This is a genomic window from Caballeronia sp. LZ024, assembly GCF_031451455.1.
Taxonomy (GTDB): Bacteria; Pseudomonadota; Gammaproteobacteria; order Burkholderiales; family Burkholderiaceae; genus Caballeronia; species Caballeronia telluris.
In genome coordinates, this window is the sequence record NZ_JARUXL010000002.1 from 130,965 (window position 1) to 143,608 (window position 12,644).

General features: G+C 62.7%; 11 protein-coding genes. 10 read left to right on the plus strand and 1 reads right to left on the minus strand.

The window, feature by feature from the left end:
• Window positions 1-141 precede the first annotated feature (141 nt).
• From QCE48_RS16025 to QCE48_RS16070, 10 genes are all read left to right on the plus strand, one after another.
• Window positions 142-822 (plus strand): PIG-L family deacetylase, encoded by a 681-nt coding sequence (locus QCE48_RS16025; protein WP_309784807.1) that lies wholly within the window; start codon window positions 142-144, stop codon window positions 820-822.
• Window positions 823-833: 11 nt separating this feature from the next.
• Entirely contained in the window at window positions 834-1,712 is an 879-nt protein-coding gene (locus tag QCE48_RS16030) for a glycosyltransferase family 2 protein (RefSeq protein WP_404982602.1), read from the plus strand.
• 188 nt (window positions 1,713-1,900) lie between these two features.
• Entirely contained in the window at window positions 1,901-3,193 is a 1,293-nt protein-coding gene (locus tag QCE48_RS16035) for a glycosyltransferase family 1 protein (RefSeq protein WP_309784810.1), read from the plus strand.
• A complete protein-coding gene (locus tag QCE48_RS16040; protein ID WP_309784811.1) occupies window positions 3,190-3,786 on the plus strand; it encodes an HAD family hydrolase in 597 nt (198 codons plus the stop codon). Before QCE48_RS16035 ends, QCE48_RS16040 begins: the two co-directional genes overlap by 4 nt.
• The gene (locus tag QCE48_RS16045) at window positions 3,783-4,952 is read left to right on the plus strand and encodes a glycosyltransferase family 9 protein (protein ID WP_309784812.1); all 1,170 of its coding nucleotides are present in this window, start codon (window positions 3,783-3,785) and stop codon (window positions 4,950-4,952) included. The genes QCE48_RS16040 and QCE48_RS16045 overlap by 4 nt, the downstream gene beginning before the upstream one ends.
• Window positions 4,953-4,972: 20 nt before the next feature.
• A complete protein-coding gene (locus QCE48_RS16050) occupies window positions 4,973-6,718 on the plus strand; it encodes a carbamoyltransferase C-terminal domain-containing protein (protein ID WP_309784813.1) in 1,746 nt (581 codons plus the stop codon).
• A complete protein-coding gene (locus QCE48_RS16055) occupies window positions 6,715-7,782 on the plus strand; it encodes a glycosyltransferase family 2 protein (protein ID WP_404982605.1) in 1,068 nt (355 codons plus the stop codon). Before QCE48_RS16050 ends, QCE48_RS16055 begins: the two co-directional genes overlap by 4 nt.
• Entirely contained in the window at window positions 7,779-8,855 is a 1,077-nt protein-coding gene (locus tag QCE48_RS16060) for a glycosyltransferase family 9 protein (protein ID WP_309784814.1), read from the plus strand. The genes QCE48_RS16055 and QCE48_RS16060 overlap by 4 nt, the downstream gene beginning before the upstream one ends.
• Window positions 8,845-9,804 (plus strand): glycosyltransferase family 4 protein, encoded by a 960-nt coding sequence (locus tag QCE48_RS16065; RefSeq protein ID WP_309784815.1) that lies wholly within the window; start codon window positions 8,845-8,847, stop codon window positions 9,802-9,804. The genes QCE48_RS16060 and QCE48_RS16065 overlap by 11 nt, the downstream gene beginning before the upstream one ends.
• Before the next feature lie 30 nt (window positions 9,805-9,834).
• Window positions 9,835-10,830, plus strand: coding sequence for an SDR family oxidoreductase (locus QCE48_RS16070; protein ID WP_309784816.1), 996 nt, complete (start codon window positions 9,835-9,837; stop codon window positions 10,828-10,830).
• On the opposite strand, the gene QCE48_RS16075 is transcribed toward QCE48_RS16070, so the two are convergent.
• Window positions 10,796-12,598 (minus strand): ATP-dependent DNA helicase RecQ, encoded by a 1,803-nt coding sequence (locus QCE48_RS16075; RefSeq protein ID WP_309784817.1) that lies wholly within the window; start codon window positions 12,596-12,598, stop codon window positions 10,796-10,798. The genes QCE48_RS16070 and QCE48_RS16075 overlap by 35 nt on opposite strands.
• Window positions 12,599-12,644: the final 46 nt, after the last annotated feature.

A 12,644-nucleotide genomic window follows, 5' to 3' on the forward strand; every position in this document is an offset into this window, starting at 1 on the left:
TCCTCAGCAGGAAGAGCTACGTCTTCCAAGCGTAGTCGAATGTCGTCGGCGGGCAAGTCAGCAATCGTCGCACCAACCGCTCGCAAGGCATCGGGCCCGCCGATTGCGAAGCGCCCGAGACCTTAAGCGCCGGACTCCGATATGCCCGAAGCTTCACGCATTCTCGTCATCTCGCCACACTTCGACGACGCCGTCTTCAGTTGCGGCGCGTGGATCGCGTCGATCGGCGGCGCGCGCGTGTGCACCGTTTTCGCCGGCTGTCCCGACGCGGACGTCGCGACGGACTGGGACCGTCAATGCGGCTTTAGCGATGCACGCCAGGCGATGCGAGAACGCATCGCAGAGGACGACCGGGCGCTCGATGTGCTCGGCGCGACGCGCGAACGCCTGAATTTTCTTGACGCGCAGTACGTCCCCTACGGTGATGCACCGACCGTCGGTGCCGTAGAACGCGCACTGGGCACGATTATTCGTTCGAACGAGCCCGCGACCCTCGTTATTCCGCTCGGCCTTTATCACTCCGATCACGTCCTCGTGCACCTGGCGTGCCGAAATGCGTGGCGCAGTTCGCGCGGACTCGCTTGCATCGCTTACGAGGACGCACTGTACCGCCGGATGGACGGACTCCTGCAGCAACGCCTGGCAGACCTGTTGGCCCATGGAATCACGGCGACGCCCGAGATCGGCGGTGAGTATTCCGTGCAGCCGAAACGCAAGGCCGTCGCCGCTTACGAAAGTCAACTGAAAGCGTTCGGCCCGCACGGCTACGACGATGTCTTTGCCGGTGAACGCTATTGGCGCCTTGGCCTTGCAACGCAATGAGGGCGGCGCCGATGAACGCCGCTCGCGTGACCGTCGTCGTCCTGACGCACAATCGCGTCGAGCAGGTCCTGGACACACTGGCGAAGCTCGTTGCGCTTCCTGACCGCCCGAGTGTCATACTCGTCGATAACGCATCGACCGATGGCACCGCTCAACGCGTATCGTTGCGCTACCCTTCCGTACGCGTCGTCCGCTCCGAAGCGAATCTTGGTGCGGCCGGACGCAACCTGGGTGTCGCGTGCGTGGCGACTGATTACGTTGCCTTTTGCGACGACGACACCTGGTGGCAAGCAAACTCGCTGAACCGCGCGGTTTCTATTCTCGACGCATGGCCGAAGGTCGGCGTATTGAGCGCACGCGTGGTCGTTGGCGAAGACGAAGCATTCGACGAAACCTGCGCCTTGATGCAGGCAAGTCCGCTTGGCACGCCCGCCTTGCCCGGTCCCGCGTTGATCGGCTACATGGCCGGCGCAAGCGTATTCCGCACCGCTGTGTTCCGGCGCGCCGGCGGCTACGAGCCAAAGCTTTTCATCGGCGGCGAAGAAGAGCTCGTCGCGCTAGATGTCCTTGCAAGCGGCCTCGCCATCGTCTATGCGGACGATCTCGTTGTCCATCACCATCCTTCGACATTGCGCGACAGCGCGCGGCGCAGGCGCCTGCTCGCCCGCAACGCCGCGTGGATCGCGTGGCTGCGGCTCCCCATGCACGAGGCATGGCGCGCGACGCTGCGCGCACTCGTGCTCATGCGCCGCGAAGGAACCTTGTTGCGCGACGCGGCGGCCATGTTCGCAGCGCTTCCGTGGGCGCTCGCGCGACGCCGGGTCATCCCGCCGAGGGTGCGGCGCATGCGCGCTATCGTGTTCGAGGGACAGCAGCGGCTCGACTCATGAGGTGCACGCATTTCGCTTCTACACACTGTGTGTAATAACGCACCAATCGTTCTCCGTTAGAAATTGCTTTCGTCGCGCAACGAACAAACGCTTATGCGCGTTTTTTTACGAGTGGCACAACGAATGCTGAAACCGTCTCGCCTCAGCCATTGCGCTGCATGACCGACAAGCCCAGACGGAACCACGACATGAAGATCGCCCTGATCAGCGAACACGCATCGCCACTAGCCGTCGCGGGCGGTGTCGATAGCGGAGGACAGAATATCTATGTCGCGAACATCGCGAAGCAACTTGTTCGCGACGGTCATCGCGTGGACGTCTTCACGCGATGTGACCGGTCGCTATTGCCGCTCGTGTCACGCCTCGACGGCGTGCGCGTGATCAATGTACCTGCCGGACCGCCGACGCAGCTTCCCAAAGAGCAGCTTCTTCCGTTCATGGATGATTTCGCTCGCTTCACGATCGAATTTTTCCGCCGCGAAGACGAACCCTATGATGTGGTACACGCGAACTTCTTCATGTCGGGCCTTGTAGGACTGCGTGTGAAGGAAGCACTCGGCACGCCGCTCGTCACGACGTTTCATGCGCTCGGTCGCGTTCGCCGCATTCATCAAGGCACGGACGACGGCTTCCCCGACGCGCGCTTCGACATCGAGGACGCACTCGTCACGCAGTCCGATTCCGTGATCGCGGAGTGTCCGCAAGACGAAGCGGATCTCGTGTCGCTGTATCGCGCGGACCCGGCGCGCATCGACCTCGTGCCCTGCGGCTTCGACAGCGACGAGTTCTATCCGATCGATCGTGCGGAAGCGCGCGAGGAACTAGGCTGGCCGCACGACCGGTATATCGCCCTGCAGCTCGGGCGCATGGTGCCGCGAAAGGGCATCGAAAACGTTGTGCGAGCCATCGCTGCTTGCAATCGGGAGTTTGGCGAAACCGCGCATCTATATGTCGTGGGCGGCAACTCCGACGACCCGAACGAGCTCGCCACGCCGGAGATCGGACGGCTAAGAGGCATCGCGCGCGCGTGCTCGATCGAGCCGCAAGTCGAGTTCCTTGGACGGCACGCGCGGCAACGGCTAAGGCTCTTCTACAACGCCGCCGATGTATTCGTCACGACGCCCTGGTACGAACCCTTCGGCATCACGCCGCTTGAAGCGATGGCGTGCGCACGGCCGGTGATAGGCGCCGATGTCGGCGGCATCCGCTATTCAGTGGCGCATGGGCACACGGGCCTGCTCGTCCCGCCTAAGGACCCGATGGCGCTCGCGAATTGCCTCGCCGTATTGAAGCGCGATCCGCGACTCGCCGAGCGCATGGGTGCGGCTGGGCTAGAGCGCGCGAAGCAGATGTTCACATGGCACGGCGTTGCCCAGTCGCTCGCGCGCGTGTACGCGCGCGTCGCGGGCATTGCGACGAGTGAGCACGTTGGCGGCTTCGAAGAGCGCACGCGCATCGCAGCCGGAGGCGCTTCTGCATGACCGCCGCCGCTGCGATCTTTCTGGATAAGGACGGCACCCTGCTGGATGACGTGCCCTACAACGTCGATCCCGACGCGATGCGGCTCGCACCCGGCGCGCGCGAAGCGCTTTCGATCTTCTGCGCGCTCGCTGTGCCCATCTTCGTCATCAGCAACCAGAGCGGTGTGGCACGCGGGCGCTTTCCGATCGAATCGCTCAATGAAGTCGAAGCGAAGCTACACGAACTTTTTGCCGAATGCGGCGCGACACTCAGCGCGTTCTACTGGTGTCCGCACGATGCCGAAGGGACGGTCGAACCCTATAACCGCGAATGCGATTGCCGCAAGCCGATGCCCGGCATGCTGCTGCGCGCGGCGCGTGAGCACGGCGTCGTGCTTGCAGATAGCTGGTTCATCGGTGACATTCTCGACGACATCGAAGCAGGCCGGCGTGCGGGATGCCGCACCATCCTGATCGACAACGGCAACGAGACCGTGTGGCGTGGCGGAGCGTTGCGCGAGCCGCATGTCGTCGCCACCGACATGTTTCGCGCAGCCCTGGCAATTCGCGACGCCACGGACAAACGCCTAAGCGCGAGGGAGATTGCGCGATGAGCCGCAACCCGATCCCACTCACGCTGGGGGCTCACGCCCGCACACCGGCGGCGACGTCCGTGCGCCCGTGGGGCGACGACGTAAAACGCATTCTGTGCGTCCGGCTCGATAACCTCGGCGACGTATTGATGACCACGCCAGCGTTGCACGCGTTGCGATGGGCGGGTCCCCAACGGCATCTGACGCTCCTTGCATCGCATGCGGGCGCGGCCGCCTCGCGCCATCTTTCCGACGTCGACGACGTGATCGAATACGATGCCCCGTGGGTCAAGCAAAACGCGCCTCCCGATTTCCGCAACGATCTCGCGATGCGCGAGCGTCTTGCGCGAGGAAATTTCGACGCCGCCGTGATCTTCAGCGTCTATAGCCAAAATCCGTTGCCCGCCGCGATGCTGTGTCATCTTGCGGGCATCGGCAAACGGCTTGCGCACTGCCGCGAGAATCCCTATGGCCTGCTGACCGATTGGGTCGCCGAGACCGAACCGCAGCATGGCACGCGTCATGAAGTCGAGCGGCAACTAGCGCTCGTCGCGCAGGTGGGCGCTGAGACGCAGGATCGGCGCATGCGCTTCGACGTATCGCCGCAAGACGCCGCGAGTCTTGCGCGCAAGCTCTCGCTACTCCACGCGAGGGCCGAGGAGCCTTATATCGTCATTCATCCGGGTGCGAGCGCCGCATCGAGACGCTATCCGCCAGAGCGCTTCGCACAGGCCGCCGAACGCCTGGCGCACATGACGGGCTGCACGGTCTTCGTCTCCGGCGCTCAGGCCGAAGCGGACCTTACCGCGCTCGTCTGCGGTGCACATCCGAACGCGATCGATCTTGCCGGTGCGCTGAATCTAGGCGAACTTGCCGCGCTGATCCGTGGCGCGCGCGTCCTCGTATCGAACAACAGCGGTCCGGTTCACATTGCCTCGGCGCTCGGCACGCCCGTCGTCGATCTTTACGCGCTCACGAATCCGCAGCACATGCCGTGGCAGACGCCCCATCGCGTGCTGTATCAGGACGTGCCTTGCCGCTGGTGCTATCGCAGCGTGTGCCCCGAGGGGCATCACGCGTGCCTTAATGGCGTCGTCGTCGACGACGTGGTCGCCGCCGCTTGCGAACTGATGGACGAGCGCCGCGCCAACCGCGAAGCCTTGGCCGTGCCGCTCCCGACAATCTGAAACCTCACCGAGCTCTTGTCATGTACACATTGGGAATCAATGCGGTTTATCACGACAGCGCGGCGGCCCTCCTGAAGGACGGCGCGGTCATCGCGGCGGCCGAAGACGAGCGCTTTACGCACGTCAAGCATGCAAAGCGGCCGGTACCGTTTTCAACCTGGGAGTTGCCGTTTCATGCGATCGACTACTGCCTGAAGGAGGCGGGCATCGAACTCGCCGATCTCGATCATGTTGCGTATTCGTACGATCCGCATCTTCTCTCGACGATGCCTTCCGCCTCGCGCTCCACGATCGAGCTGCCGCTCGAACCGGGCAAGAAGACGATGACGAATCCCTCGGAATCTCCGTGGGACCCGCTCTTTCTCAGCTATATCGTGAACGCAAGAGCACAACTCATCGACGGCGCGCCGCATCACTTGCAGAAGCGCTTCAGGAGCGGCGGCCGGGCGCCGTGCTTCGAATGGCATTACGTCGATCATCATCTGTCCCATGAAGCGAGCGCCTTTCTTGCCGCGCCGTTCACCGACACCGCCGTCCTAACGATGGATGGTCGCGGCGAAGGAGTGACCACGAGCCTCGGGCAGTTCGTCGACGGCGAGTACAAGCGTCTGAGGCAAGTCGAACTGCCACATTCGCTCGGATTGCTCTATGAAGCAGTGACTGCCTATCTCGGCTTCCTGCACTCGTCCGACGAATACAAGGTCATGGCACTCGCCTCGTATGGCAAGCCGCTCTACGTGGACCAGTTTCGCGAAATCGTGAAGTACCGGCAAGACGGGACATACACCGTCGATGCGCCGCGTCTCGTCGAGCGGTTCGGTGCGGCTCGTGAACGCGGCGGTCCGCTGGAACAACGGCACTTCGATATCGCGCATTCGTTGCAGACCGTGCTCGAGGACACCGTGCTTGAACTCGCGCGCTGGCTGCATAGGCAAACTGGTCTCGATCATCTCGCGATGGCGGGCGGTGTCGCGCTCAACTGCGTCATGAATGCGCGACTACGCGATCGCGGTCCGTTCGCCGACGTGTGGGTCCAGCCGGCTGCGGGCGATGCCGGTACGGCGCTCGGCGCTGCGTTATGGATCGATCATCGCGAACGGCGCAGGCAAGGTGAAACGACCAGGCGCTGGGTGATGAATCACGCGTATTACGGCCCGGGCTATACGGACGACGAGATCGAGCAATTCCTGCAATGGGCGAAGGTCCCCTATCGTCGTCTCGACAATATCGCCGAAGAAACCGCCGACATCCTCGCCAGCAACCGTGTGATCGGCTGGTATCAAGGACGCACCGAGTTCGGTCCGCGCGCACTGGGTGCGCGATCGATCCTCGCGTCACCGGTCGATCTGGGCATGCAGGCCAAGCTCAACGAGATCAAGGATCGCGAAGACTTCAGGCCAGTCGCGCCGGTCGTGATGGAGGAGCATGCGAACGAATGGTTTGTCGATGCGCGCGTCGCGCCGTTCATGCTATTCATATTCGATGTTCGCCCCGGCAAGGAGAAACAGATTCCTGCCGTGCGCCACGTCGATGGAACCGCGCGCGTGCAGACCATCAATCGCGAACAGCATGCGCTCTACTATGACTTGCTAGCCGCGTTCAAGGCGCGCACCGGCGTGCCGGTGCTCGTGAACACTTCGTTCAATACGCGTGGCGAGCCGATGGTGAATTCACCGCGCGACGCGCTCGAATCCTTCTGGACGTCGCCGCTCGACGCGCTCGTGATCGGCTCGTTCCTCATCGAAAAGAAAGGGGCACGCGCATGAGCACCGTGATGGGCGGAATGTCGGATATGTACGGCGACGAAGCGAGCATGGCGCACGCGTCGCCCGTCGAACATGCCTACACCGGCGCGTTGCCCGAGGTCTCCGTCGTGATACCGACTTACCGTCGTCCGGACATGCTGGCGCGCTGCCTTGCGAGCGTACTCGCGCAAGACATCGATCCGGGGCGCTACGAGATCATCGTATGCGATGACGGTCCCGACGACGCGACGCGCGATGATGTGCAACGTCTCGCGAACGATCATGCGGTGAAGGGCCCACGGATTCGTTACCTGCCGGTGACGTCGACTCAAGGTCCCGCTGGCGCGCGCAATGCGGGGTGGCAAGCCGCCCTTGCGCAACGCATCGCCTTTACCGACGACGACACGCAGCCTGCCACTCACTGGCTTAAGGCCGGTTTGCAGGCGCTCGACGCTGGAGCACAAGCCGTTTCAGGGCGCATCGTCGTGCCGATCCCCGAGCATCCATCCGACTATGAACGCGACGCCGCGGGGCTTGCAAGCGCCGAATTCGCGACGGCCAATGCATTTGTCGAGCGCGCGGCGCTGATGCGAACCGGCGGATTCGACGAACGCTACACGTCGGCGTGGCGCGAGGACTCCGACTTGCAGTTCGCGCTGCTCGACGCGGGGTTCGCGCTCGCACGCGCGGACGATGCGGTCGTGATCCATCCGGTGCGACCCGCCCGCTGGGGCGTCAGCCTTTCTCAGCAGAAGAAGAGCCAGTTCGATGCGTTGCTCTACAAGAAGTATCCACGGCTATTCCGCGAACGCATCAGGCGCGCGCCTCCGTTTCTGTACTACGCGATCATCGCATCGGCCGTGCTTGCTGTTTGCGCGTTCGCCCTCGGACATTCGAAGACGTCGGCCTTAGCCGCCGCCGCGTGGCTTGCGATGACCGGCTGGTTCTGCGCGAAGCGCCTCGCGACCACCTCGCGCAGCGCCTCGCACGTACTCGAAATGGCGTATACGTCCGCGGCAATTCCGTTCTTGTCCGTCTTTTGGCGGCTCTATGGCGCAATCAAGTTTAGGGTGCCCTTCGTATGAACGCGCTCGACGACACGCGCCGTATCGCGATCTTCCGAGCGCTTCAACTCGGCGACATGCTGTGTTGCGTGCCCGCGTTGCGCGCCTTGCGAAAGCGATATCCGGATGCGCATATCGTATTGATCGGCTTGCCGTGGGCGCAGGCTTTCGTGGATCGCTATTCACATCTGCTGGACGAGCTGATCGTATTTCCCGGTGCGGCCGGCTTCCCCGAGCAACATGAAACCGACGAGCATCTCGAAGGCTTCTGCGCGATGATGCGCGAGCTCCGCTTCGATCTTGCGATCCAGATGCACGGCAGCGGCGGCGTGGCGAACGACATCGTCGCGCAATGGAACGCGCGCACCCACGCGGGCTTCGTCCAGCCCGGCGAAGCCTCGCGTCCCGGCTCATTCATCGCATGGCCCGACGATCTCCCCGAACCCACACGCTATAACGCCCTCATGCAGGCGCTTGGATGCGACGCCGGCGACCAGCGGCTCGAGATCCCGCTAAGCGCAAAAGATCTCGACGAACGCGAGCGGCTCATGGACGCCTTCGAACTCGAAGCGCGGCGCCTCATCCTCGTGCATGTGGGCGCCCAGCTGCCCTCGCGGCGCTGGCCGGTCGAGCGCTTTACGCAAGTTGCGCGCGCACTAGCGTGCGACGGCTGGCAGATTGCGATCACGGGCAGCGCCAGCGAGACGACGTTGACGTCGGCGCTTGCGGCGTCGCTCGGTCCGTTGGCGGCAGACCTCACCGGACGCACTTCGCTTGGCGGACTGGCCGCGCTCGTCGGCTGCGCGCAACTCGTGGTGTGCAACGACACAGGCCTGTCGCACGTCGCGGCCGCCATGCGCACGCCGAGCGTCGTGATCGCTTCGGGTAGCGATACGCGCCGCTGGGCACCGCTCGATCGCGAACGTCATCGCGTACTCGCAGCCTATCCGCCATGCCGCCCGTGCTCCTATCGCGACTGTCCCTTCGGTCACCCGTGCGCTCTTGCAATCGACGTGCAACAAGTACTCGATACCGCGCGCATGCAGTTGAACCGCTATGCTTCCCGACCGCTTATCACAACCCATGCCGACTGAACGCCAACGCCGTCTGCGCATCCTCACGTGGCATGTGCACGGCAATTACCTCTATTATCTGACGCAGGTCCCGCACGACTTCTATCTCGTCACGAAGCCATCGCATCCGCCCGGTCATGCAGGCAAGGTCGGCGTGCTCCCTTGGGGCGACAATGTGCATGAAGTTCCGATCGATCAGGTCGCGTCGCAGGAGTTCGATGTGGTCCTGTTTCAGCATCGCACGCACTGGTTCGATGACCGCGTGAACGTACTAAGCGAAGCGCAACGGCGGCTTCCGACCGTCTACATCGAGCACGATCCGCCGCAGCAGAACGCGTTCGAAGAACGCCACTGGGTACAAGACCCGCGCACACTGCTCGTCCATGTGACGCACTTCAACCGGCTGATGTGGGACTCGGGGGACACGCCGGTACAGGTGATCGAACACGGCGTCGTGGTGCCGGAAGGCGTGCGTTATACCGGTGAGAAAGCACGAGGGATCGTCGTAGTCAACCATCTTAAGCAACGCGGACGGCGCCTCGGCAGCGATGTCTTTGCCGACGTTGCGGGACGCGTGCCGCTCGATCTCGTCGGCATGGATGCAAAGGCGGCGGGCGGCATCGGAGAAATCGGCAACCTCGATCTTGCTGCCTTCACCGCGCAGTACCGCTTCTTCTTCAATCCTATCCGATGGACGAGCCTTGGACTCGCGATCGTCGAAGCGATGACGATCGGGATGCCGATCATCGGCCTGGCGACAACCGAGCTTGCGACCGTGATCCGCAATGACGAAAGCGGCTTTATCGATACCGATCTGGACACGCTCGTCGATCGAATGCAGGGGCTGCTGCGCGATCCCGCTGAAGCGCGTCGGCTCGGCGAAGGCGCGCGGCGTACTGCGCTCGAACGCTTTCACATTGACCGCTTCATACGCGACTGGAGCAACGCGTTGCACGACGTAAGCCATTGAAGTGAGTCATTGAACGCAACAGGGACGATCATGAAAGAAGCACATCGCAAGCGTATTCTCGTGACGGGCGGCGCCGGCTTTCTCGGCTCGCATCTTTGCGAGCGGCTCGTCATGCAAGGGCACGACGTGCTCTGCGTCGACAACTTCTACACGGGGACGAAGGACAACATCGCGCATCTACTCGACAGCACCAACTTCGAGCTGATGCGTCACGACGTGACCTTTCCGCTGTATGTCGAAGTGGATGAGATTTACAACCTCGCTTGTCCCGCCTCGCCGGTCCACTATCAGCACGATCCGGTGCAGACGACCAAGACGAGCGTGCATGGCGCCATCAACATGCTTGGACTCGCAAAGCGAGTCGGCGCCAAAATTTTCCAGGCATCGACGAGCGAAGTGTATGGCGATGCGCGAATCCATCCGCAGCCGGAGGACTACTGGGGCCATGTGAATCCGATCGGACCGCGCTCGTGTTACGACGAGGGCAAGCGCTGCGCGGAAACACTCTTTGTCGATTATCGAAGGCAGCACCGATTGTCGATCAAAATAGCGCGCATCTTTAACACCTATGGGCCGCGAATGCATCCTTCGGATGGGCGCGTGGTGTCGAACTTCCTGATGCAGGCGCTGGCCGGCGTACCCATCACCGTTTACGGCGAAGGCTTGCAGACACGATCGTTTTGTTACGTCGACGACATGATCGATGCGTTCATCCGCCTCATGAACACGCCCGACGACGTGACCGGCCCGATCAATCTTGGCAATCCGCAGGAGCTGTCGATGCTGGAGATTGCGCAACGCATCGTCGCGTTGACAGGATCATCGTCCGAAATCGTATTCAAGCCGCTTCCGATGGATGATCCGTGGCATCGCAAGCCCGATATTTCGCGGGCGCTCGACGTGCTGAACTGGCGTCCGACTACATCGCTCGATGAGGGGCTGCGGCGTACCGCGCACTATTTTCGGCAACTGGTTCAGCAGCGCGATTCGCTCACTGCGGCGCACGCTTTACATAGCGGGCGATAAACGTGCGCGTCGAGTCGTCGGCGAAGCGCACGGCGACGCGCTCGCCGCTGACGAGTTCGACCTCGCCCACGCCATAGCGGCGCACGCGCACGCGATCGCCTTGTGCGAACGTGTCCACGGCGCGTGCCGGCTGCTCTTGCTGCTCACTCGCCAAGGCCTGCTCGCGCAGTTCGCGCGCACTCTCGACCACTTCGGGCGGATGCACGCAGTTGTCGCAGACACCACAAGCTTCGCCCTCGAGTTCGTCTTCCGGTTTGCGGTAGCTGACCTCCGCCGACTTCAACGGCCCGAGCATGCGTGCGTCGCTGGCATCGTCGGCAAAATAATCGAGCAGCATGCGCCAGCGGCAGCGCGCGCTTTGCGCATAGTCGATCATGCGCTCCAGCACCGCGCGATCGCGCCCGGCTCGCGCCGTGTATTCGCTCGCCGCGTCGTCCAGACGGGCGAAAGCCGCACCGTCGTCGATCAGCTTCATGCCGCCGCGCCGCGTGCGACGCGCCATGCCGACATCGTTGAGCAGAGCCACCGCCACGCGCAGCTTGTTCGCGCCAATGGTCGGCAACGCTTCACGCAGTCGTTCGAGCGGCTTTTCCAGCGTATCGCCTCCGCCTTCGCGCGCGAGTTCGCTTACCGTTTCAGCGACACGGCGAATGGTCTCCGCACTGGGAAAGCGTCCGCTTAGAAAGAACTGCTGTACCTGCTTGTCCTTCAACTCGAACAACAAGATGCAGCGCGCGACTTCGCCGTCGCGGCCGGCCCGCCCTGCTTCCTGATAGTAGGCATCGAGGCTGCCGGGCATCTGCGCATGAATCACGAAGCGAATGTCCGGCTTGTCGATGCCCATCCCGAATGCATTGGTCGCCACCATCAGGCGCGTGCGATTCTCCATGAACGCATCTTGCGATTCGGAGCGCATCCGCGCCGCCAGCTTGCCGTGGTATCGCCCGGCATCCACGCCCGCTTCGACGAGCAGCGCATGCAATGCCTCACATTCGGCGATGGTCGCGCAATAGATGATGCCGCTGCCTTCGGTTGTACTTGCCAGTTCGACCACGCGCTTGCGCTTGTCCTCGATATTGGTCAACTGCTCGACGGCGAAGTGCAGGTTCTCGCGATACACGCCCGTGTTGATGATGTTCGGACGCTGCATCTGGAGCTCGTTCACGATGTCCGCGATGACGGCCGGCGTGGCGGTCGCGGTCAGCGCGAGGATGGGTGGACGGTCGAGCAACTTGATCGCGTGAATCAGCTCGACATAGGCGGGCCGAAAGTCGTGGCCCCATTGAGAAATGCAATGTGCTTCGTCGATCACGACAAGCGATACGCCCGGCACTTCTTTGCGAGTGAGCGATGCCGTGAACTCCGCATTGACGAGCCGCTCGGGCGTGACGAACAGAATGCGTACCGCGCCATTCGCCAGGGACTGCATAGCCTCGTTCTCTTCGCTTGCCGAGAGTGTGCTGTTGATGACCGCCGTTGCAATGCCGGCGTCTTTCAGCTTGACCGCCTGATCGCGCATCAGCGAAATGAGCGGCGACACGACGACCGTCATCCCATCGAATTGCAGCGCGGGCAACTGGTAGCACAACGATTTGCCGGCGCCAGTGGGCATGACGGCAAGCGTATCGTGCTCCTCGATGACACTGCGAATGACCTCCTCCTGTCCGGGGCGCAGATGCGGAAAGCCGAAGACCTTCCGAAGGGCCGTTTCGAGTTCAGGGTCGAGACATTTGCGTCTGCGTGCTTTCGCCTTGGGGCTATCGTTCATTAAAGTTGTTGTGATGTAGGTAACACCGTCAACGAGTCATCGCCGT